Consider the following 25077-nt stretch of genomic DNA (forward strand, 5'->3'; position numbering starts at 1 on the left):
GATTGACACCCGTTTAAGCAGATTGCTATAATTCGTTTGAATTATAGCGTATTTAAACTATCAAGGAAAGAAGGGAAAACGATGAAAGAGGTAAGATATGTAGCCCATCGCGGATTCAGCATGAAGGCACCGGAGAATACAATCCCGGCATTTGAACTGGCGGGCGATTCCGGCTTTTGGGGAATTGAATGTGATACGTACTGCACCGTCGATGGAGCATGGATTGTGCATCACGACCGCACGGTAGACCGGATGACGAACGGGTCTGGCAAAGTGAAGGATTTGACTTATGCACAAACGCAAGAATTGACGATTGTTTCCGGTCATAATATCTCCGATTATCCAGGTTTACGCATGCCGCTATTGGAAGAGACGCTTGCCGTTTGCAAAAGATTTGGAATGTTCGCTTTTGTAGAAATCGAAGAATATCATAGAGATGCCGATTTGCAGGCGCTGGTAGAGATAGTTGAGCGTAGTGGAATGATTGAGCGGTGCCGCTTCATCTGCTTCAATGCAGAAGACTTGCGAAAAGTAAGAAAGCTGCATAAGAGCATACCGCTTGGGTTCCTGACAAGCGAGTGCCCGACAGAGTCAGATCTGGACATCGTCCAAAGCCTGGCTCCGGCTTTTCTTGATTATTATCATGAGAAAACAACGGCGGAGGATATTCGCAGATGCCACAAGGCTGGAATTGAAGTTTCCGTTTGGACCGTTAACACACATGAGCTGGCTCAGCCTTTTATACTGGCCGAAGTGGACTATATCACAACAGATACTGTGCTTCATCAAAAGTAACAACGGGGCAGGGCTTACATCTAGGTCGGATTAAAGGAAAAGCTGATTATTTATATTCCTGACAAATTGTTGTCAGGGCCGCGATTAGGTAATTAGAAGCAGGAAATTAATAGCGTGTTTTCGTCGGTGTCGAAGGTCATGGCACATATATACAAGGTTGATTGCGGTTGGTATGACATCATGATGGGAAAAAGCATGAAAGAAGCGTTAGCGGCTTCTTCTCAAATCGAGGCGAATGCAGAAGCTGGAAGCCTTGAGGAACTGGAAGCCAGGTATGACGATTTATCAATGAGATTCAAAGCATGTATTAACGAACATGCGGATCTGGAGAAAGAGGTTGCCGGATCCGGTTATATAGAGCAAGATGTTATCCCGCCTTGGCCGTTTGGCCGAAGCGGGATTTTTATGTCATTTCATAATGAAAACTGCCGTTCTACTAGAGCTTAGATTCTGCTCAATAACGCTGCAGCACAACATGGGTGGCGTTATATTTTATTGATCGACTCTCGAATGACAAGATCGGTAGAAAGTAATACTTTTTTGTAACCGCGGGAGGTGTCCTTGATGCTCTCGAACAGAAGTTTTGCGCCTTCATAACCAAGCATCTCGAAATGCTGCTTGACGGTGCTCAAAGAGACTTTGGCGAATTTGGAGCTTTCAATGTCATCGAAGCCCATGATGGATATTTGCTCCGGTATTTTGACGCCTTGCAGTGTAAGTTGTTCAATTACTTCGAGAGCACGTCTATCGTTTACGCAAAAAAGAGCGGTAAGCTCGCCTTTTTGAATTTGTCTCAAAAGCCTGGAGTAGTCCAGATCCCGCTGAAGAAATAAAATATCGTCATTTGGCGTTAGTGAGGCGTTTGCCATGGCATTGAGGTACCCGTTGTAACGTTCGACCTCTGTACTCAGATGGAAATCATAGGCGGCAAATCCGATATTCCGGTGGCCTTGGTCAATCAAGTACTCAACAGCCTCATAGGCGCCGTCATGATTATTACATGTAATACAATTAACTGGATAGCCCGATGGAAAACGGTCCAGCATGACAAACGGAATCGATCTTTTTCGAACTTCTTTGAGATATTCTTTGGCTGAGTCGGGGTTGGCGGAATAAATAAGGAGCCCTCGATTCTCGGATTGAATGAGTTTCAGAATGAGTTCCCGTTCTTGCTCAACATCATTTTCCACAAATTCAATAATGAGTTTGCAGCCCTGTTGGTTCAAGAAGGATTGAACGCCTTTAATGAGCTGCATATACGAACTGTCGTACATTTCGTTGCCGGAAATAATAAAGGTAACGTAATCAGACGGTTTACTGACAGAAGCCTCCTTACTTGCGACAAAGCTTCCCTTACCCCTCACACGATAAATGACCCCTTCATTGACAAGTTCCGTCAACGCTTTCCGCACCGTAATCGAGCTCACATCGAGCAATTTGGCAAACTCTGATCCGCTCGGAATTCGATCATCCTTGCCGAGCTCATTATTCTCTATTTGTAAAAGGACATAATCCTTTACCAGCTGATACTTTGGCAATGTTGTATCGTTCTTGCTCATGTAAGATCACCTCATATTGGATGTATGCTTAATTATAGCGCACTTTATGAGAAATTGTATACTAACTTATTCTATTCAACTCAACATCCTGAAGAAATCGGCCACCAAGCGTTCACACTTGAGTTGACGCAGAAAAGGGTTGGCGACCGCCCGACAAGCCAATATTCCCAAGAGAATGGTGGATTCCAGGCTTTAAGGGTTTATTTGATTTGTACTTGTCATAAATTAAGCATACAAATCAGTGGGATTATTTTAAAAAACTCTGTATTGACGCAAAATATGGTATGTGTTATTCTTCGCTTAGTATAACAACTTAGAGGATGCAGCATAAGGGAAATCAGCATTTATGTTAGTAGCGGAAGTACATAATCGCGAGTATGGAACGTTGTCCGAATACGTTGCATGTCTATTTTGAAAGCGTTTAAACGTGGGCAGAAGCGTGAAAGGGAAATTTGTACAGGCTGAATTGAGTGCGCTTTCAATTCCAAGATCAAATCCAATGGCTTCTTTCAGATCGAAGGACTAAGTTGGAAGCAATCTCTGACATGAACTTCATAATAAAAGGGGTGTTCCTTTGGAAAGAACGAATAAAAAGCTAGGATTAAAAATTTGGAAACAACGTTATCTTTATCTGATGGTGCTGCCTGGTTTTTTAACGATTCTCATATTTTGTTACTTTCCGATGTATGGGATTACCATAGCGTTCAAGGATTACAGCGCTTCTAAGGGGATCATGGGAAGTCCCTGGATTGGATTTAAATATTTTAACACTTTTTTTCATGACCCAATGGCATTCAGAGTGTTAAAAAATACATTACTTTTGGGTCTGTATACTTTGCTTTGGTCGTTTCCCGCTCCAATCATACTTGCCCTATTATTTAATGAACTGAGAAACAAACATTTCAAAAAAATCGTACAAACGGTTTCTTATTTCCCTCATTTTATCTCTGTGGTAATCGTTGCGGGTATACTTAAGGATTTTGCTGCCAGAGATGGTCTCTTTAATCATATTATTTCCTATTTTGGCGGAAGTCCGATCATGTTTCTATTAGAACCGGGCTATTTCAGAACCATATTCATTTCATCAGGTATATGGCAGGGGATTGGTTTTGGGACAATTATCTACCTTGCTGCTTTGAGTGGAATAGACCCTACCTATTATGATGTCGCGGAAGTGGATGGGGCAAACAGATGGAAGAAGATCGTGCACATCACTTGGCCGTCAATCAGACCAACAACAATCATATTACTTATATTCTCCTTAGGCGGAATACTGGGATCGGATTTCCAGAAAATCATCTTGCTGTATTCACCGGAAACATATAGTGTAGCTGACGTCATTGGATCCTATGTATATCGGCAAGGAATTTTAGGCGCAAGATATGAGTATACCACTGCAATAGGTTTATTCATGTCAGTGATATCCTTTTTCATTCTGTATATCTCAAATTGGGTAAGCCGCAAGGTATCGGAAACGAGTTTGTTTTAGGGGGGAGAATATTGAGGAAAGTCAGTTTGGGTTCCAGAGCCTTTGATGCTGTTAATATTTTCATTATGCTATTGATCCTTGTTGTCGTGCTGTACCCCATATTGAACATTATTGCTACTTCTCTGAGCAGTGCAAGGTACATATCCTCGGGAAGCGTTGCGATTTGGCCAAGAGGATTCACTGTACAGGCCTATGCAAATGTATTGAAAGACGCGCTTATTTATAAGGGGTATATGAATTCGATTCTTTATGCAGTTGGTTCTACCGGGATTATGCTGTTGTTTACTTCCTTATTGGCTTATCCGCTTACCGTCCCAGGATTTATGGGGAAAAAATTCATTACCATATTTCTCATGATCACAATGTTTTTCAGTGGAGGATTAATCCCAACCTACTTGCTTATGCGCAGTATGCATTTGTTAAATACGGTTTGGGTGATGATACTTCCCGGCGCGGTCGGTGCATACAATGTGTTTTTATTTAGAACGTTCTTTTTAAATATTCCGACGGAGTTAAAAGAATCGGCTGTCATTGATGGAGCCAATGATATTGTGGTCCTGTTTAGAATTATTTTACCATTATCGAAAGCCCTGCTTGCCACTTTTGCTTTATTTGGTTTAGTAGGAAGCTGGAACAGCTGGTTTGAAGCTTTAATATACCTTAAGGATCAGGATAAGTATCCATTGCAAATGATTTTAAGAAACTATTTATTCACCCTGGACACAAGTGCAATTCAGGGTAGGGTAGGGGCTGGCAATGTCGCCATTAATTCATCGGGAACCGCGCTTGATCCCAAGGCAATAAGAATGAGTGTCATCATTATTACCATGTTTCCCATTATGGCCATATATCCATTTTTTCAAAAACACTTTACAAAGGGGGTATTGGTTGGAGCGATTAAGGGTTAATGAAATGATCTTGATGCAGTCTTTGACGCCATAAGAAACATATTCATAGGGAGGAATTTGAATGATTAGAAGGGCAAAAATGCTTAGCCTGGTCATGGTCTGTTTGCTCGTTTTTTCCGCATCGGCCTGCACCAACAATAATGAAGCTGCTGATGACTCCAAGGATAGTGATACCTTGACTTTTTCTGTGACTTTAAGTTCCCAAGGGGTAGACAATGAGAATAGTTTGGCAGGAAAAGAATGGAAGAAGCAGATGGAAGCGAAGCTGGGCAAAAAACTGAACATAAAGTTTAACTATATTCCAGCATCTGAATATGACGAAAAAGTTAAACTCATGATTGCCAGTGACGATATGACAGATTTCTTCGTAACTCCTTTATTCTACGATATCACGGATATGGCTAAGGAGGGCCAGATTCTGGAGCTAAGTCAATACAAGGAACTAATGCCTAACTATATGAACTATCTCAGCAAGGTTAATAATGGCATGGCAAGAGTGACCAATTCTGAAGGTGAAATGTATTCCTTTAAAGAAACATCTACGCCACGTTTTCCTTTGGATAAAGGGATGTTAGTACAGAATGTATCTGCATACCGATATGATGTATTTAAGGCAAATAACATAAAAATTCCGCAAACGCTTGATGAATTCTATGACGCGGCAGTAAAACTGAAGCAGCTCTATCCAGATAAATATCCTATCGATACAAAATGGAACAGTTTAAGATCTCTTTTCTCTGCTAATCACGTGAAGGATGATATTTACTGGGATGGAAGCAAATATGTTTATGGCATTTTCGATGAAGGATATAAAGATGCCATTCAGTTTGCCAACAAGCTTTATTCAGAAAAGTTATTGGATCCTGAGTATACAATTGATACGGATGATACGATCAAGAAAAAAGCTTTGAATGGAGATACCTTTATGTGGTTGACCCAGTGGTTTACGGAACCGGGCGATTATACGAGAACGGCTAATGACGATAAAATATATGCGGTTTCCTTGTATCCGGATAATCCAAAGTATGGTACAGCCTGGCAGGAAGTGGCCAATGGAAATACCCCGGACTTAGGTTGGGCTACCTTTTGTATCAGTTCTAAAACCAAAAATCCTGAGGATCTGATCAAGCTTATCGATTTACAATATTCTGACGAAAATATCAGACTCGTGACTTGGGGAATCGAGGGTACCACCTACAAAATCGGAGAAGACGGCAACCCGACCTTTATGGATTCATTTAAAACGGCAAAGGATCCATGGGCGGAAGGCGATAAATACGGGATCCGAGCAAGTAAAAAATATAATCCTGGTTTGCAAATGGTAAACGATGCAAAAGCATTCGTAGACTTTGCCGCAACTGATTATACGTTCTTTGATAACAAATATGAAGAAGTCCCCATTGAAAAGTCGCCGTATTTAACAAGTTTACCCATGCCCAAAAATGATTATATTCCCTCGTGGTTCAGTGAACCGGCCATCCAATTTACACCGGACGAAAGCCAGGAAATATCCGAGATTATGAACCCGATCAAAACCTTTGTTACGGAAGAGCAGGCGAAGTATGTTTCCGGCAAGGCAAGCTTTGACAGCTGGTCCAAATTTATTGACCAGGTTAAAAAAATGGGGGATACCGATAAAGTGTTAAAGATTTACAACGATGCTGCTCAACGAGTCCTGTCCAAATAACCGATCAGTAACATGGCAATTTCACCCGTCACCAATCGAAAAGAAATTCGGGAGGGAACAAAAGATGAAATTGAAACTGTGGAAAAATGCAGGATTATGGGCCTGCGCTATGCTGATGGTCATGGTAGCACCAGGCGTTACGACGGCGGGGCAGGCAGCGGGGAGCAGTGTAGAGCAGGTGGAAAGCATGACGGTCCTTAAGAAGCATGCACCGTTCATGATTAAGGTCGTGGATGCCGAGACGGGCCGTGGTATTCCGCTCGTGGAGTTAAAGACGACGAACAACATCCTGTATTACACGGACAGCTCCGGTATCGTGGCGTTTGATGAACCGGGCCTTATGGATCGGCAAGTATTCTTTCATATGTTCAGTGACGGCTACGAGGTGCCAACCGACTTCTTCGGCTACCGCGGTCAGGCCGTCGACGTAACGCCCGGCGGGAGCGTCACGCTGCAGATGAACAGGGTCAACATTGCCGAACGGCTTTACCGGGTTACCGGCCAGGGCATATACCGCGATAGTCTGCTGCTCGGCTTGAAAGCACCGATTAAACAGCCGGCAGTCAACGGTCTGGTTATGGGCCAGGATTCCGTGCAAACAATCGAGTACAACAATAAGCTGTACTGGTTCTGGGGGGATACGGATAGACCGGCCTATCCGCTGGGGAATTTCCGTACGACGGGCGCGACGTCGAAGCTGCCTCAAAACGGCGGCCTGGATCCCGATGTCGGCGTTAATCTGGACTATTTCACCAATACAGACGGGTTTGTGAAAAGCATGGTGCCGTCTCTTCCTGATGGGGCGAATATGGCGTGGATTTTCGGCCTGATGACGGCCGAGGACAGCACGGGAAAAGAGCGCCTGCTCACAGGCTACAGTACGCTTAATCCGGATTTAACCGTGCGCGGCATTCTCGTCTTTAATGATCAGACGGAGCAATTCGAACAGGCCGTTCAGTTTCCGTCCAAGGACGACTGGCGCCATCCGGGCGGCCAGGCGACCTACTACGAGGAAAACGGCGATGGCTTTTGGCTCTTTACCGAGCACCGAATACCGAATTTGCGCGTTGCCGCAAGTTACGATGCCATTGTCGACTATACCCAATACGAGTCGTTTACATGCCTGGCGCCGGGAGCGGCCTACGACGGGGCTAATACATCGCTCGAACGCGACCAGAACGGCCAGCTCCTGTGGGGCTGGAAGAAGAACACCCCGCCGCTCAGTCAGGATGAAGAGAAAGAACTGATTAACCTCGGTCTGATTCATGGTGGCGAGGAGCGCTACTATCAATTGAAAGATGCCGATACCAATAATGAAATTCAGCTGGCCCAAAGCTCTGTTGAGTGGAACGATTACCGGCAGCGCTATGTGATGATTGGACAGCAGGTTATGGGGACAACATCGGTTCTCGGTGAGATCTGGTATGCGGAAGCGCCTTCGCCGCAAGGTCCGTGGACAACGGCCAAGAAGATCCTTACACATGACAATTACACCTTCTATAACCCGGCTCAGCATAAGTTCTTCTTCGAAGACGGCGGCCGCGTCATTTACTTCGAGGCGACCTATACGAATACGTATACGGATCATATTCCGACGCCGCGCTACAACTACAATCAGATCATGTATAAACTCGACTTGACTAATCCGGCCCTAGGCCTTCCATCTGTTGAAGGAACTACCGGAAGCTAGCGGGGCGTGTAGCGAGAGCGTGTCGCTGAAGCGACACGCTCTGGCCGTGCTTCGGAGCAGCGGCATTTGTTCCAACCAAGATAAAGCCATAGGATGTGAGCGGAGATTTGAATACGAGAACAGAGATTCAGTACCATATCGAGAAGCTGTTAAAGCTTAAAGACCGTTACATATATACGAAAATCTCGTCAATCGATTTTACAGGCTTTGTTACAAACGAGCGTCTTTCCTGTGCGGAAACGAGCGGAAATTTGTTCAACCCTATACGCCCTGGGGAACGGTGGGGCGGCGATTGGATGTATGCGTGGCTCCGCGCTTCGGTTATCGCTCCGCAAGCAGCGGAAGGCAAGAGGCTGGTTATCCTGGCCGATTTTGGCTCGGAAGCAACAATTTATGTGAATGGGATCGTAAGCGGGGCGCTGGATCTCCAACATCATGACGTGACATTGACGCGGAGCGGGATGCCCGGCGAGAAATTTGAACTTGTCGCGGAAGCGTATGCCGGCCATACGGGTCTGCAGCCGATGATGGGCAAATCCTTTCTCTGTGTATTCGAAGAGGACATCTATCAGTTTTACATCGATTTGGAATGTTTATTTCAAGTCAGACAGCATGTTGACGTGAACTCGCTGCGGGCAGCGGAAATCGACGGTCATCTGAAGCAGGTTATATCGACAATCGATTTCAGCCTTGCATTGGAGGAGCGGACGGCTAACGTGAATCGGTGCCGGTCGTTTATGGCGCCGCTCCTGGCGTGCGTGAACGGCTCGACGGCTCCACTGATGTTCCTCATGGGGCAGTCGCATCTTGATATCGCCTGGTTGTGGCCGATCGAGGAGACCAAACGAAAGATCGCCCGAACGATGTCCAATCAGCTCGCGCTTATGGAGGAGTACCCCGAATACCGGTACGTTCAGAGCCAGCCGTATTTGTTTCAGCTTGCCAAGGACTTGTATCCCGAACTGTATGCGCGCATTAAACAGGCGGTGGCGGAAGGGCGGATCATCCCCGAAGGAGGCATGTGGGTGGAGCCCGATACGAATTTGCCTGGCGGGGAAAGCTTGATTCGCCAGGTGATGCACGGCAAGAGATTCTTCAAGGAAGAATTCGGCAAAGACAACGACATGCTTTGGCTGCCCGACGTATTCGGTTACTCCGGCAACTTGCCGCAGATCATGAAGGGCTGCGGGCTTCGCTACTTTGCATCTGTTAAAATGTTTCAGACTTACGAGAATGTAGCCGCCCCGTTCCCGTTCAATACATTCCTCTGGGAGGGCATCGATGGTACGCAAATTCTGACGCATCTGCTCGATTACGGCGAATTTCCCATCCGGGTCAACCCGTCGTTTCTGATCAGCCAGTGGAATGGACGCGTGCAGAAAGACGGCATTGCAACAAGACTCGTTCAATTCGGGCATGGCGACGGCGGAGGCGGAGCGAACCGGGATGACCTGGAGTTTCTGCGCCGGCTTGAAAATTTGGAAGGTGTCCCGAGAACGAAGCACGGTTCCCCGATCGACTATTTTCAGGATCAGATTGACAGGGGGATTCCCGATGCGAAATACGTGGGAGAGCTGTATTACCCGGCGCACCGGGGAACGTTAACGACGCAAGCGCTGCTGAAGCGGTTGAACCGGAAGGCCGAAATCAGCCTGCGCGAGGTTGAACTGTGGGGTGCCGCAGCAGAAAGGCTTCAAGGCCGGGAGTATCCGTATGATGCGATGGACCAATTGTGGAAACGATTATTACTGCATCAATTTCATGATATTTTGCCTGGTACGTCCATTCACCGGGTTCATGAGGAAGCACAGGCTGAACTAACGAGGCTGAACGAGGACATCTGCGACATGGCCGCAGGCACACGGGATACGCTGGCCGACGGCGGAAGCACTGGCCTTACGGTCTTTAATTCGTTGTCCTGGAAGAGAAATGAACTGCTTGTGCTCCCTGATGGCGTCAATGGGATTACGGATTCGAACGGCAAGGCGATACCCGTTCAACGGCATGACGGGGTCATATATGCCGAGGTCGAATCCCCCTCCATGGGCTGGTCGACGTATGCGATCGGACAAGGGGGGGCGCCAGTGGAAGTTGTGGTCCCTAAGGCGGTATCTGCTACAAGGACGCATCTTGAGAACGAATATCTCTCGATTGAAGTCAATGGACAGGGGGAGCTTGTCAGTATCGTGGACAAGGAAAGCGGGACGGAGTGGGCCGCGGGAAGTTGCAACGCCTTAAAGATGTACCGGGACCAACCGTCCGCCTTTGATGCTTGGGAGATTGACCGGCGTTACGCTGCGTCTCCGGTAGAGCTGGACGGGAAGGCCAGCGTATGTGTTACGGCGGATGGCCCGCTCTTTGCGAATATTCGGGTCGAACGGGTTCTTCATAACTCGACCCTGATTCAAGATATCCGGATTCGGGCGGGCAGCCGGCGGATCGAATTCCACACCACGGTCCACTGGAATGAGACGAACAAGATGCTCCGCGTCGATTTTCCAGTGGGCATTTATGCGAACGAGTCGCTCCAGGAGATTCAGTTCGGTTATGTCCGAAGACCGAATCATTCTTCGCTGCCCCACGACTCGGACCGTTTCGAAGGGTGTCAGCACAAGTGGTCGGCGCTTGCGGAGACGAACCGCTGCTTCGCGCTTCTAAACGATTGCAAATATGGGATTTCCGTGAAGGATCATACGATGAGCATGACGCTGCTCCGGTCACCGACCTATCCGGATGAGACGTCCGATCAGGGAACGCACCAATTTACATACGGGTTCCTGATCTGGAATGGATCGTTCGCAGACAGTCCCGTCGTCCAGGAAGCCTACGAGCTGAATTATCCCGTCAGCATCACGCGTGGAGCCAGCCGAATTGAAGAAATGTCACTGCTACAAGTCAATCAAGCCAATGTGATTGCGGAGACGGTCAAGCTTGCCGAGGACGGTTCGGGGGATTGGATCATGCGCTTGTACGAGTGCAAAGGGTCCTCGATATCATGCGGACTGGATGTGGGCATGCCCGTTGCGGCCGTGTTCGAAACGAACATGCTTGAGGAGATCACAGCCGAATTGCCACACGAGAATGGGGAGATCCTGCTACATTTCCGCCCTTTCGAGGTGAGAACGATTAGAATCGTTCAAAATGTTCAACCAGCTTGAAGGAGTACAGGGCCGAAGCGACAGTGAATAACATGAAAGCTGTGGAACACTAACAGATGACAAGAACAATATTTCATTAATTTGCCGCGTAAATCGCGGTACCCGAAAGACAGGCACTTATTCAAAGTGTCTGTCTTTCGGGTAAGTTTTCAAACAAATGCAGCAACCTTTTTCAATTAAAGTTTCTTATATCTTTCATTGGCTGCATTTAACACTTCCATATAACGGTCTAAGCCCATTCCTTCTAATTTTTTCACATAGTTATCCCAGTTGTTAAATGATTCCTGGCCAAGAATAAATTTGACTTCCATTTCTTCAGCATATTGCATGGCTTCAGCTTGAAAGCTCTTAACAATTGTATTTTCTTCTGATGTAAACATAAATGGATCTACTCCATTAGCCATAACTGGCTGCGTATACGGCTCAAATCTTTTTACAGCCTCGTCAATTCTGGTAATCGCTGCGGCTTCAAGCATTTCCTTTTTCCATGGACGACGCTTTGTCATTTCATCGGGAACAATATAATAAGGCAAGCCTAGACCAAACATGGGTGAGAACTGACCACGGCTCTTTTCGATGGGTTGAACCAAATGGTCATATTCCGGCGTCCACCAATAACCTCCATCTGCATCTACTTCATAAGTTACACCTTTAAAACCATACTGCATTTCAATCCAGCCTTGCTCAGAATACCAATAATCAAGCCACTCCATCGTTTCCTCCGGGTGTTTATTGGCATTTGTAAGTACGACCTGATTTTGCCAGACTCCTGAGTTAAATGTAGTGAGTAGCGGATGATCCGTGAATTCACTCTTGAACGGTGCAACCATGTCGAAATCGTCCGGCTTATGAGGTTCCGCATTATGACTCATAAAGGCACCGACTAATCCTGCATTAGCAAGGCTGACATGATTTTCTTCCTTATCATTCAACATAGTTGGGCTTAATAATTTTTCATTCCACAGCAGGTTCAAATATTTCAACAGCTCTTTGTAATTGGGATCTGTCTTCACAAACCTGATATTTCCACTAGCATCTAAATCAAATCCATACTGAATGAAATTATCCGAGCCTTTGGTACCTAATCCAAACGAACCCGCAAAGTATTGACGTGCATTCGAAGCACTAATATACATGGGCACAACATCAGGCCCTTTTTTGCGGAAGGCTCTTAAAACATCTGTAAATTCATCAAGAGTAGTCGGTGTGGAGAGTTTCAATTCATCCAGCCATGTCTGTTTAACCCATAACTTTCTGGTATTGTCGCCCATCCAGCCATTAATAACCGGCAGAGCGTAAATATTACCGTCTGCTGAAGTAATCGCTTTTCTAATTCGAGGATTTTCATCTAAGACCGCTTTAAGATTAGGGGCATGGTTATCAATCAGATCATTTAGACCGATAATAATTCCTTGCTTCGCATAAGTATCAATTTCCACTGCGGACAATGACGAGCGTGCAATGAAATCTGGCACATCATTGGATGCAAGGATGAGATTACGCTTCTCCACATACCCCTCGCCAATATTTTCCCAATTCACGACGACATTCGTGTTTTTTTCGCGTTCCTTAAATACCAGCATCGTGTTCCAGTCCGCCTGATAAGGGTGCTTTGAGGTAAGGGCTTTCAAAACAATGGTTTTGCTCGAGTTATTCTGAGATGTATTCTTATCATCTGCGCCATTTGTTGCTTTGTTTCCATTCGTGCTATTGCCGTTATTCGAGCAAGCCACTACAAAAAGCAGAACAAGCAATACGCTTACTACCATAAAACCTTTCAGAGTTCTCGTCTTCGTCACACAATTACCCCCTCATTATTAAGCTTGAATGTTGATCATTAATGATTATCTGAATAGCAAAGTAAGTGTAAAGCTTACCCTGCTAACAAGACCCTACCCTTTGATGGCTCCTATCATAACGCCCTTAACAAAATACTTTTGTACAAAAGGATACATAATTAGAACGGGCAAGGTTGAAACAACGATAACTGCATATTTAATGCTTGAACCAAATTGCGAGCTATCTTGAATAAAGGTTGACGAATTGGCTTGCATGAGATTGCGCAGATCGTTTTGCACTAAAATTTCTCTTAAAATGAGCTGAAGCGGAAATTTATTTCGATCACTTAAAAAAATAAGGGCATTAAAATAAGAGTTCCAATGTCCAACCGCATACCAGAGTAAAATAACGGCAATAATTGGACCTGATAACGGAAGTACGATTCGAAATAAAACACCTATTTTTGAACAACCGTCAATATCAGCCGCTTGATATAGCTCTTCAGGAATCGAAGTTTGGAAATAGGTACGCATGACGATGACATTAAACATCGATATAGCAGAAGGAAGAATCATGACCCAAAAATTATCAATCAAACCCAGCTGTTTTGTAACCAAGTAAAGAGGGATTAAGCCACCGCTAAAAAACATGGTAAACGTGAAAATCATCGTAAATACATTTCTTCCAACCAAGTCTTTTCGAGAAAGAGGATATGCTGCCATAATCGTGAGTGCTACATTGATTACTGTACCAACGACTACATACATAATCGTGTTCCAATAACTGCGAATAATATCACCATTTTCAAAAACTTTAATATATGGCGTAAAACTAAACCCCTTGGGAAGCAGCCACACCTCCCCCCGATTTACATAATCAGGATCGCTGAAAGACGCGCTGAGGATAAAGACGAGTGGATAGAGAAAGATAAATGTTAATAGGATAAGAAATGTTACATTAATAATGTCAAACGTACGATCTGCCTTCGTCTGAATGATTTTCATATTCCACCTCCTCGTTTACCATAGACTAACTTCACTTGTTCGCTTGGCAATGGCATTTACCACAATTAAAATGACGAAATTAATAACCGAATTAAATAGACCGACTGCAGTAGAGAAACTATACTCCATATTTTGCAGCCCCAATCGATATACATAGGTTGAAATGACATCCGACGTCGCCATATTAACTGAATTCTGCATAAGAAAAATTTTCTCAAACCCAACACTCATAACATTGCCTGCCGATAAAATAAACAAAATAACCGCTGTAGGCATAAGATAAGGCAATGAAATATGCCAAATCCGCTGCCATTTATTGGCTCCATCAATAACTGCGGCTTCAATTTGTTCATGATCAATTCCAGCTAAAACAGCAATAAAAATGATTGCGCTCCAACCTGTAGACTGCCATATCCCGGAAAGCACATAAATACTTTTAAACATGCCGGGATTATTCATAAATGCAATAGGTTCAAAGCCAAAAAGTCCTATAAAGTTGTTCACTAAGCCTTTGTCCGGAGCAAGAAATATGAAGATGATACCTACCATTACAACTTGAGATATAAAATATGGGGCATAAGATACGTTTTGAATTATTTTTTGAAAACGTTTACTTATTAGTTCGTTAATCAGTAAGGCGAATATAATTGGAGCTGGAAAGCCTAGAACGATAGAGTAGACACTAATCAAAATCGTATTCACTACGGTCCGTTCAAAGAAGATGGAGTTGAAAAAATTCTCGAAATGGATAAAACCAACCCATTCACTCCCGACTATCCCTTTTGAAGCCCAAAAATCTTTAAATGCAATTTGCACTCCATACATAGGCCAATAGCAAAAAACTAAAAAGTACAATAATGGCGGGAGTAATAACAGATATAATGGCCAATTCACTTTCATACTTCGTCTTAGATTACGGAATGGTGAAGATTTCTTCTCAAGCAGTGGTACAAGATAAGTCGAATTTTTCATATTTTCTTTCCTCCTAGCAAATATTGTTTACAGAGCCTGCAAAACGGAAAGACCATTCGGAGTGGAAGAGCTGAATCCGCTTCCATTTCTGTGTAGTAGATCAACGATGGGCTGCATGTGGTAGAAGATGACTCTGATTAATTGAATACCTTAACAATAAATTGTTGACATTTATTATCAACAGGATACAAGGTTGCTTTTTTATTGTCAATATTTTACCGGCAATTATTTTTCGCTTTTACTGCCGGCATGGGCGATTCGCTTGAAATCTAGTTTTTTACTACGGTTGATTATTCCTCTAACCTTCCTGAAAGATGTTTTGACCGAACAAGGAATTCCCACATCGGAGCGTCATGCCATACGTCTCTAAGTCTTTTTTATATACGCCATAATTGTATTTACTACAAAAAAATAACATTGTATACTAAAATTATATATTGTATGTGTTTGTATTGTGATATGGGAATTGAGGCTCGCATGGTTGGTAAGGGGAAAAATCGTTTGAATGAGGAGTGTGGATATGTTTACGGAACGCGCTTTTATTTTTCAAAAGGGGTGGCGTCTCAGCACCGACCCCGAGAACGTAGGAATCCATAAGGAATGGTTTGCGTCCGGCGCCCCTAACGCAGCGAAGGACGTTATCGTGCCAGGCATTATTCAGCAAGTATTTCCGGATTATAATGGCATCGCTTGGTACTGGACGGAATTTGATCCTCAGCTTAGCAACACTCCGACTAGCAGGTATTTGTTGAAATTTGGTGCTGTTGATTATGCGGCGAAGATCTGGCTGAACGGTATATTCATTGGCGAACATGAAGGTGCGGAAGTCCCGTTTGAATTAGAAGTTACGGATGTTCTGCATCCGAACGCCAGGAATCTCCTCGCTGTTCGCGTAATCAATCCGGGTGAGGAGCCGGTTGAGGGTTTTGCACTGAAGCAAATTCCACACATGAATAAGGTCGCTACGGCAAAATTCACTCCAGGCAGTAGTTTCAACTCAGGCGGAATCGTGATGCCGGTAACATTGTGCGAAGTACCCATGATTCGCTTCAGAGATGCGAGGGTCACAGCTGACCTTCACACTGGCGAAGTGAATGTAGAGCTTGAATTGGAATCAGAGTCTCTCAGTGACTGCTCCGGGATGCTGACTGCAACTGTTAGACCTGTTCGTGACGGACAATTGACGGCTTCTCTTGTCCAGGAGATTAATTTCGGTGCAAATTCTCGCGAAGCGGCAGTTCGATTTCGCATGGAAGACCCTCATCCATGGAGTACTGAAGATCCGTATTTATATCAGATTCAAATGCAACTGATTGTAAAGGCTTCCAACAACACTGCACCTATGATCGACGAACGGACAATTCGGTTTGGGTTCCGTCATTTCGAAGTGAAGGACGGCTATTTTTTCCTGAACGGGAAGAGAGTGTTCGTGCGATCAACTCATACAGGCAATCATTATCCAATTGGCGGTCGTGTGCCGATTAACAGGGAGCTGCTTTACAAGGATCTCATTTTTTCCAAAGCAAGCGGGTTTAATATGGTGCGGTTCATTGCCGGAACAGCCATCCCGGAGCAGCTAGATTTCTGCGATGAAATCGGCTTGATGGTCTATGAGGAATGCCATGCGGCCTGGCTGCTAGAAGATTCTCCACAGATGGGCGAACGGTTCGACCGCTCGACGCTCGGGATGGTACAGCGCGACCGAAATCATCCGTCCGTTGTGATCTGGGGGTTATTGAACGAAACGTTTGACGGACCGGTATTCCGTCATGCCCACCAGTTCTTGGCGAGGTTGCGCCAACTGGATGCAACCAGGCTTGTGCTGCTCGGAAGCGGTCGCTGGGACGGCCATAACGCGGCAGGTTCCGTCAGCAATCCTCACTCATTGGAGTGGGAACATGTGTGGGGTAATGAAGAGCCAGGTATCCTAGGTGATGTCAAACGAACAGAATGGTATAAGGGCATAAATGGATATGTGAAAGGGGCCGGAGATGCTCATTTATATCCCACGCTGCCGCAAAACTCAGAGATCACTCGAGAGATTCGCAGTATTGGGGAAGGTGCTAAACCAATTTTCGTCAGTGAGTATGGCGTAGGCAGCTTGCTCGATGTCTTACGGGGCAGTAAACGATATGATCAGCACGGAGTGGACCGGGGATTGTTGGATGCTAGGTTGTTCCATTCGATGGCGGATCGCTTCCTCTTCGATTGGAATGCGTATGGTTTCGATAAGGCATATTCGTTCCCGGAACGGCTGTTTGAGGAAAGCCAGCGTTTACACGCCTTGCAGCGGAGATTCCAATTCGATCTCATTCGCGCGAATCCCAATGTGGCCGGTTTCAATTTAACTGGCATGTTGGACCACGCGATTACTGGTGAGGGACTCTGGACATTCTGGCGGGAGTGGAAGCCGGGGATCGTCGATGTGTTGGCGGATGGATGGAGTCCCCTGCGCTGGTGTTTGTTTGTCGATCCTCTCCATGCGTATACAGGGAAACCATTCGCTATTGAAGCAGTGTTGGCTAACGAGGATGTGCTAGCGGCAGGGCAATACTCTGCTTCACTGCGTATATCGCACGACGGCAATGTTGTGTGGGAAACGGCGGCGAGTTTTGAAATTAAAGACCCAGCACCGTTAGCCGCTTGCGTATATCGTGATGAAGTGGTACTGGATGGCCCGGAAGGGACCTATGAGTTTGAAATCATATTGGATCGTGGAGGAGCTCCTGCTGGGGGAAGACTTGAATTTTTCCTTTCAGATGAGGTGAAAGCTGCAGATGATCATTCCGGGCTCGTTCTATGGGGTATTAATGATGAGATTGAGGAATGGCTGCATGCGAGAGGCTTTCCTACGACACGTTATAGTATTGATTCTGTGCTTGACGGGGACTCGCTCGTTCTTGTGGGGGCTTTAAAAGAGGGGGAAATTGATTCCTTATTGTGGAACCGATTGCTAGCGGCTGTTTCTCAAGGCGCTAGCGTTGTATTTCTGACACCAGATCCGTTCCAAGTTGGAGGAGATCCCACGGGCAGACTGCCATTGCCTCGCAAGGGAACCTGCTATCATTTGCGCGATTGGCTGTATCACAAAGAATGCGTCGCCGTACCGCATCCTATGTTTGAAGGGTTGCCCACTCGAGGCATCTTAGATTGGAGGTATTTTGGAACGGTTACACCCTCTCATCTATATGAAGGGCAAGAGTTGTCCACTGACATCGCGGCGGCTGGCTTCGCGACCGGTTATCCGTGTCAGGGCGGATATAAATCCGGTACAGTGCTTTCTAGCCATCGGTTGGATGCGGGCATGCTAATTCTGAACACATTCAAGATCATCGGGAATGTAGGCAAAAACCCAGCAGCTGATAGGCTTCTGCTCAATATGATTCGTTATGCAGCGCTTCAAGAGTGAAGCCATAGATGAACCCAAACCATAATCACTATTTAAAAAATCAAGCTGCCTGCAGCAGAAACTGACGATTTAAGCGATCATAGGTTAGTTTTGTGCTGTTGTAGCTCGTATGTGCTTAAGCACATAACTGTAAAAACGGGCAGTTCGCCAATTCATCTCGTGGAGAGGTCTGTCAAATCTTTTGTGTAACATCTTCTTTATATCATGATGAAGCTGGTAAATATAGGAGTGGAGACTCTTATACGAACATGATACTATATATAGTAATTCAGTTTTGGAGTGGAGAGATCAAGGTTGAGTGATAACAAAAAAAAGGTGCTCTTAGTCGACGGTATGGCACTGCTTTTCAGGGCGTACTATGCGACTTCATATTCGGGTTATATCCGGAAAACTAGTTATGGTTTGCCTACCAATGCAGTATTCGGGTTTATTCAATACTTTTTTGACGCTATTAACACGTTTAACCCGACGCATGTCATTTGTTGTTGGGATATGGGCAGCAGTACTTTTCGTACCGAGAGCTATAACCAATACAAACAAAATCGTCCGGAAGCTCCACTTGAGCTTCTGCCGCAATTTGACTTAGTCAAAGAAGTAGTTGCTGAAATGGGTGTGCCTAATATTGGATTAGCTGGCTACGAAGCGGATGATTGTATTGGTACATTGTCAAATCAACTTCAAAGCGACTCCGAAGTATTTATTTTAACTGGAGATCACGACATGCTTCAGTTAATAACAGAACAGGTGAAAGTAGTAATCATGAATAAGGGGCGATCTAATTACACGGTGTATGATTTAGATACGCTTTTTTCTATCAAGCAACTCACACCTTTACAGATCATAGATTTAAAAGCGTTTATGGGAGATACAAGCGATAATTACCCTGGCGTTAAAGGTATAGGCGAAAAGACTGCCCTTAAGCTGTTGAGTGAGTATAAATCTGTAGAAGGTTGTCTCGAATGCCTTGAATTGCTTCCCGCAAGTATTAAGAAGAAAATTGAAGAAAATTTGGATATGCTGCATCTTTCAAGAGATCTGGCCCGAATCCGGCTTGATGTGCCCATAGAGTGTGTTTTAAATGATTGTCTATGGGAACTCCGTCATGATGCGATCACAAGGAAGTTTGAAGAATTGGAATTTGGCGGTCTTGTTAAGATACTTGGCGAGCCAGTTCATAGTTAAAGTTTGTCTACTTGTTTGAATAAGAATGGTGACTCTTGCAGCCGTTTATCCGGCCTATCAAGGGTCTTTTTGCTGTTAAGCGGGTTTATCGAACTATTTCCTGCCTGTTTTCTTGAAATTAGTTAATGAATTGATGTTTTTATTCATTTTATTTTCTATATAGCAAATTTAAATTTGATTATGCTTGTGATGTGAAAAGGAAGAACTCGTTGTAGAGAGATTCATGCTTTATTTGGGGAGGGGGTTATATCGGAATTATTCCAGAAAACAACTGTGGCAGGTTAGAGAAGACAGACCCTAGAACCGGAATATAATACGGGAATGATATTACGGCTACTTAAAAAAAGGAGAAATAAAATGAACATTCCGAGAATTGTAAGCGCTATATTAGCTCCTGTTCTACTGATCTGCCTGTTGCTGGGTCCGCTGCCCGGTAAATCGGAGGCCGCTGCCGGCGTTCAGTTGACGTTCGATCTGGGCGCCCAGGGACAGACGATGGCCAACAAGTTCGATCAACTCAACATTTGGGATTTGAACGATCATTGGACCGGCAAGGCAGATGATCAACCAGCTGATTATTTTGCATCGCGTTATCCCTTCATTGAAAGAGTTAAACTGATGACCGCAACAGGGGGTTGTTATACGGGGTACACCGGCTGCGGTACAAACCGCGATTTGTTCGTCGATCCTTCGGACAGAACGAATCTGACGGATTACAAGTTCGATACGCTTATCCAGGCGATGCATAACATTATTAATCAGGGGCTAAAACCTTATATCGTCACCGGCAATGTACCGATGAAATATAGCTCCAATCCGTCGATAGGAGTATTCGGCGTAAATGTCAGTCCTCCGGATGATTATGAGGTGTACTATAGCTATATTAATGCTCTGGCAGACGCATTAGTCGACGAATTTGGAATCGACCAGGTCAGAAACTGGGAGTGGGGAGTAATCACGGAGTTTGAAAATCGCGATATGTTCACCGACGGTGCGATAGATGCATCAAGTACGCGAATCGCTTACTTCAAACTTTATGATTATACGGTAGCCGCGCTTCGGGATGCGATTGGAGCGTCCAATCTGACGGTTGGAGCGCATGCGATGGCAGTCTCTCCAGGACTCTGGAGCCATTTGGAATTTATTGATCATGTGGCGAAAGGAGTCAATGCCAAGACAGGCGAGATCGGAACGCAGATTAATTTCATTAGCGGATCCTTCTATGATCTGAAGCCCGGAACTCCTGCTCCTTCCTCCAAGTCGCTGGAGGATACCTTGAAGTTTCTGCGCGGCCGCGCTATCGAGAATGGATTGACAAACCTAAGAATTGGTATAGATGAGGGTCGTATTCTTCAAGGATTGGACGGGAGGGATTTGTTTTCGAGAGTGGTTGGGCATAGCTTCCAGGCGGCGGCGGATGCTAAGCTGTTCAAGCAACTGCACGATTGGAATATCGACTGGTTCTCGATGTGGGGTATGAACACGGAAGGAGTCTGGGGAGATGTTGATTCCGTAAGCGCACACATTGCGAATCTCTCCTACCGCATGGTCGGCGACCGGCAGATCAATGCGCAGCTGACAGGTTCGGCTAATGGGCCAGGCAATGAAATCGGAGGAATCGGTGGTTATAACGAAGCGGATAACAAAGTGAACCTCATGATCTACAACTATAATGCCGATCTTGGAGCAACGACCGGGGAATCGCCTGCGATTACGATTGAAAACATCGCTCCGGTTGCCGGGGACTCGGTAACCGTGAAACAGTGGATCGTGGACGATGAGCATGCCAATTTCTGGCCGACGTGGTGGGCGGATCAGTCCACGCGCGGTTTGAATGACGGGTCCTATAACTTTTGGTCGAAGTATTCCGTTGAAGTACCGACTTCGCTTAATAACCAGGGAGATAAGGACTATTGGTACTCTAGGGAGGATACGTACCGGGATTTGGCCGAGCTAAATTCCACGACCAAAACGGCCGTTGTCAGCGGCGGCAAGTTGACGCTACATCCGTCTCTTGGTCATCATGGCGTCGTTTTCTATGAGATCACGAATGCGGTCCATACGGCTGCGCCGCAAGTAGTGGTGGACGAGCTTGACGATTGGAGCAAGAGTGATACGCATAGCGCCGGATTTATATTCGATACGGGTAATGCCGCGCTGCTCGGCGATTCGAGCCGGTTGATGCGGAAAGATCCTTCTTATGATACTGACGGAGATTATGTGACGTATCATTATCCCGGTATGATCAGCTTCAACGCCACAGGCTTGTTTGCCTCGTCCGGCGAACGAATCAGCGATTTCAAGCTGTACACGTCGGCAGACGGGGTGACATGGGCAAAACAGATCGGCTGGAGAAGCCAGGATACTTTGATCAATGATGATTTGTGGACCAAACGCGAGTACTCGCTTGCCTCCGTACCGGCGGGAACGAATTATATCAAAATCGAATTTCCCGCGGAGCAAGCTTTCTTCTACAGTCCCCAGCTGTCCAAGGTGGAGATCGCCTATTCGGCATCGTGCGCATGCTCGGATCCATTAACGCACGCAGATGAGCTGGATGACTGGTCGGTCGCCGATTCCCATAGCGCCGGTCTGCAATTCGATACGGGAAACAGTGAATTGTTAGGCGATCCAAGCAGAGTCATGCGGACGGGGATTGACACGGAATTAGCGGAGTACGTTACTTATCGCTTTGATGGGATGGCGGCTGCTTCGATATCGGGCGTGTTCGCTTCGAACGAGGAGGAGATTGTGGATTTTAAGTTTTATACTTCGGCTGACGGTTCATTGTGGACGGAGCACAACGGAACCACTTTCGCGGATACACCGATCTCAAGCATTCTATGGACGAATCGGCTATATTCTTTGACGGGGATGCCTGAGGGTACACGTTTTCTGAAAATCGAATATCCGCTCGGCGGGGCGAATTTCTGGAATCCGCAGCTTGGGCGCGTGTCTATCCAGACCACGCCGGAGGCTCCCGTTCAGGTGATGGCAACCGCTTTGGGGATGTCAGACATTCTAGTGAGTTGGGCAACTTCCATCGGCGCCGACACCTACAACGTGTACAGAGCTTCGAGCGCAGATGGCGCTTATGCGAAAATCAACAGCACCCCGGTTGCAGCAACGGCTTACAGCGATACCGGATTGCTCGCGGGGATGACGTATTTCTATAAAATCTCTGCGGTCAGCAGCTCCGGGGAATCCGGGACATCGGCCGAAGCCGGTGCCACAACGGCTTCAGCGGCCACGACCCTTCATACGGACGAGCTTGATGATTGGACTGTCGCTTTCTCGCACAGCACAGGCCTGGAATTCGACACTGGAAACGGCAGTTTGTTAGGCGATCATAGTCGTGTGATGAGATCAGAGACGAGAGAGGATTCAGTTGAGTCTGTCATTTACAACTTTGAAGGCATTTCACGCGTGGATATCAATGGCCTCTTCTCATCAAGTCAGGAAGACATCCGGGATTTCAAGTTCTTCCTGTCACAAGACGGCAACTCTTGGACGGAATACAACGATGCGGTCATTAGCGATACGCCGATCACAAGCGTATTATGGACGAATCGCAAGTATACTCTGAGTGAAATCCCTTATGGAACTGCGTATATGAAGATCGAATTTCCGGAGATCAACAACTTCTTCTGGAACCCGCAGCTTAGCCGGGTTGAAATCCAGGTGACGGAATATGCGGTACTTCAGGCGCCATCCGGATTGTCCGCAAGCTCTTCCGATGCCGCTTCGATCCAGCTAGGCTGGACTACTGTTGCCATGGCAGACTCGTATAACGTTTATCGGGCCCAAGAGGCGGACGGTACGTACGAGAAAATAAATGCCTCAGCCATTTCGGAGGCTGCATATACCGATGCCGGATTAGCGGCGGAGACGACCTATTATTATCGGGTGACGGCAGTTAATAGTAAAGGCGAATCTGAACTTTCGGCGACAGCGAGCGCTGCGACGGGCTCACTCCCGACGAACCCACCGACGGACCCGCCGACAAACCCACCGACAAACCCACCGACGGACCCGCCGACGAACCCACCGACGGACCCGCCAACGAACCCACCGACGGACCCGCCGACAAATCCAGATCCAACCGGAAGCAGCCCGTCTTCGAATGAAGGATATTCGGGGCAGCAACCAGATAAGGCAGCAAATGAGTCGAGGATAACGGTTGCGAGCGGCAAGCTGCATGTGTCCGCAACAGAAGACGGTAACGGAATCGTGCAAATCAAGCTGCAGGAGGATCAAATCAGGCAAGCGATTCAAGGAGTTGATGCAGGCGTACTCACGATTGAATTGAATACAGGGGAGGGCCGGCAGGCTGATGGTGTTCTGCTTTCAATTCCACTCCAGCATGTGGCAAGCGCCACTGATAAGATTCGCAGTATTCTGATAAAGGCCGGCTCAGTCACTGTGGAAATTGCGGTCGACGAATCGGCGGGCATCGTCAATGGTGATTCTTCTAATTTGATACTCGCGGTCTCGTTAGTCGATCCGGCTTCGCTGACAGAAGCGGCGAGGCAGCAAATTGGCAGCCATGCAGTTTACGATATCTCGCTTTCCGTAGACGGCCGTGACCTGCATCAGTTCAATTACCCTGGAGCCATTGTTTTATCGTTGGCTTATAAACCAGGAGAAGGGGAGCATCCTGAACAGATTGTGAGCTACTTTATTCGACAAGACGGCACCCTGGAGGTGGTGCAGAATGCGAGATTCCATGCACAGACCGGCGAGGTAACATTCCAACCGGCGCACTTAAGCCAATATACGGCTGCGTATGCCGAGGTTTCGTTCACTGATCTGGATCTGGCCCCATGGGCAACTTCTTATATTCGCACGCTTGCTGCGAGAGAATTCGTACAAGGAATGACTGACAGCAGCTTCCAACCGGGGAAAAAGGTCACCCGCGCAGAGTTCCTGCAGATGCTTATGAAGGGATTGAACCTGATTGATGGCCACGCATCCAGCAACTTTGACGATGTGAAAGAAGGAATGTGGTACTACCAGGCAGTGGCAAGCGCAGAGACGCTCGGAATTGTGCAAGGCCGGAGAAGCGGAACCTTCGATGCGGCAGCGTCGATTACCCGAGAGGAGATGGCTGTCATCGCCTATCGTGCGGTTCTAACGGCCGAGCTGCTCGAGGTGCCTGCAGTGGACAGCGGGGAGTCTTTCACCGATCAAATGCAGATCTCCTCCTATGCGGCACAGGCGGTTGGCGCTATGCGTCAAGCGGATATCATCAATGGGTTCGAAGACGGAGCATACAGGCCGAAGGAAGCCGCAACTCGCGCCGAATCAGCATCCATTCTCTATAAATTGCTGTTCTTGAAGCAATAAATCAGTGGACAATGCCGTGCTTGGGTAAGCACGGCATTGTCCTATATCCTGTTGCACCCGATCCTGGGAGTACGTCCAGCTTGATGGAGCAGAAGTTCG

At 46.4% G+C, this 25077-nt stretch carries 14 protein-coding genes; 10 read left to right on the top strand and 4 right to left on the bottom strand.

The genetic code is table 11. From position 1 onward, the window contains the following. Positions 1-81 precede the first annotated feature (81 nt). A complete protein-coding gene (locus tag IEY46_RS01645; RefSeq protein WP_188988501.1) occupies positions 82-795 on the top strand; it encodes a glycerophosphodiester phosphodiesterase in 714 nt (237 codons plus the stop codon). Between the two features lie 105 nt (positions 796-900). Beyond that, the gene (locus IEY46_RS01650) at positions 901-1242 is read left to right on the top strand and encodes a DinB family protein (RefSeq protein WP_268239494.1); all 342 of its coding nucleotides are present in this window, start codon (positions 901-903) and stop codon (positions 1240-1242) included. 38 nt (positions 1243-1280) lie between these two features. Here the strand turns inward: IEY46_RS01650 and IEY46_RS01655 are convergent, their stop codons facing one another. Further along, on the bottom strand, positions 1281-2354 hold the full coding sequence (locus IEY46_RS01655; protein ID WP_188988503.1) for a GntR family transcriptional regulator: 1074 nt from the start codon (positions 2352-2354) through the stop codon (positions 1281-1283). A 634-nt stretch (positions 2355-2988) separates the two neighbouring features. Here IEY46_RS01655 and IEY46_RS01660 point away from each other — a divergent pair. The 5 genes from IEY46_RS01660 to IEY46_RS01680 all read left to right on the top strand — a co-directional run bounded on the left by IEY46_RS01660 (position 2989) and on the right by IEY46_RS01680 (position 11286). Beyond that, positions 2989-3843, top strand: a complete 855-nt coding sequence (locus IEY46_RS01660; protein WP_373288780.1) for an ABC transporter permease — start codon at positions 2989-2991, stop codon at positions 3841-3843. A gap of 11 nt (positions 3844-3854) precedes the next feature. Continuing rightward, on the top strand, positions 3855-4751 hold the full coding sequence (locus tag IEY46_RS01665; RefSeq protein ID WP_188988507.1) for a carbohydrate ABC transporter permease: 897 nt from the start codon (positions 3855-3857) through the stop codon (positions 4749-4751). A gap of 61 nt (positions 4752-4812) precedes the next feature. Then, positions 4813-6438 carry a type 2 periplasmic-binding domain-containing protein gene (locus IEY46_RS01670; RefSeq protein WP_188988509.1) on the top strand — a complete coding sequence of 542 codons (1626 nt, stop codon included), beginning with the start codon at positions 4813-4815 and terminating at the stop codon, positions 6436-6438. Positions 6439-6502: 64 nt separating this feature from the next. Continuing rightward, positions 6503-8128 carry a glycoside hydrolase family 183 protein gene (locus tag IEY46_RS01675; protein ID WP_188988511.1) on the top strand — a complete coding sequence of 542 codons (1626 nt, stop codon included), beginning with the start codon at positions 6503-6505 and terminating at the stop codon, positions 8126-8128. Between the two features lie 107 nt (positions 8129-8235). Beyond that, positions 8236-11286 carry an alpha-mannosidase gene (locus IEY46_RS01680; RefSeq protein WP_188988513.1) on the top strand — a complete coding sequence of 1017 codons (3051 nt, stop codon included), beginning with the start codon at positions 8236-8238 and terminating at the stop codon, positions 11284-11286. Between the two features lie 176 nt (positions 11287-11462). Here the strand turns inward: IEY46_RS01680 and IEY46_RS01685 are convergent, their stop codons facing one another. The 3 genes from IEY46_RS01685 to IEY46_RS01695 all read right to left on the bottom strand — a co-directional run bounded on the left by IEY46_RS01685 (position 11463) and on the right by IEY46_RS01695 (position 15041). Next, positions 11463-13085 (bottom strand): extracellular solute-binding protein, encoded by a 1623-nt coding sequence (locus IEY46_RS01685; protein WP_188988515.1) that lies wholly within the window; start codon positions 13083-13085, stop codon positions 11463-11465. A 93-nt stretch (positions 13086-13178) separates the two neighbouring features. Then, positions 13179-14069 (bottom strand): carbohydrate ABC transporter permease, encoded by an 891-nt coding sequence (locus IEY46_RS01690; RefSeq protein ID WP_188988517.1) that lies wholly within the window; start codon positions 14067-14069, stop codon positions 13179-13181. 15 nt (positions 14070-14084) lie between these two features. Next, on the bottom strand, positions 14085-15041 hold the full coding sequence (locus tag IEY46_RS01695) for an ABC transporter permease (protein ID WP_188988520.1): 957 nt from the start codon (positions 15039-15041) through the stop codon (positions 14085-14087). Between the two features lie 520 nt (positions 15042-15561). Here IEY46_RS01695 and IEY46_RS01700 point away from each other — a divergent pair. The 3 genes from IEY46_RS01700 (at position 15562) to IEY46_RS36720 (ending at position 24978) form a co-directional block, all read left to right on the top strand. After that, positions 15562-18450 (top strand): glycoside hydrolase family 2 protein, encoded by a 2889-nt coding sequence (locus tag IEY46_RS01700; RefSeq protein WP_188988522.1) that lies wholly within the window; start codon positions 15562-15564, stop codon positions 18448-18450. A 294-nt stretch (positions 18451-18744) separates the two neighbouring features. Beyond that, positions 18745-19632, top strand: a complete 888-nt coding sequence (locus IEY46_RS01705; protein ID WP_188988524.1) for a 5'-3' exonuclease — start codon at positions 18745-18747, stop codon at positions 19630-19632. A 357-nt stretch (positions 19633-19989) separates the two neighbouring features. Further along, on the top strand, positions 19990-24978 hold the full coding sequence (locus IEY46_RS36720) for an S-layer homology domain-containing protein (protein WP_188988527.1): 4989 nt from the start codon (positions 19990-19992) through the stop codon (positions 24976-24978). Positions 24979-25077 lie beyond the last annotated feature (99 nt).

Origin of the sequence: Paenibacillus nasutitermitis (assembly GCF_014641075.1) — a bacterium.
GTDB classification, from domain to species: Bacteria; Bacillota; Bacilli; order Paenibacillales; family Paenibacillaceae; genus Paenibacillus_Z; species Paenibacillus_Z nasutitermitis.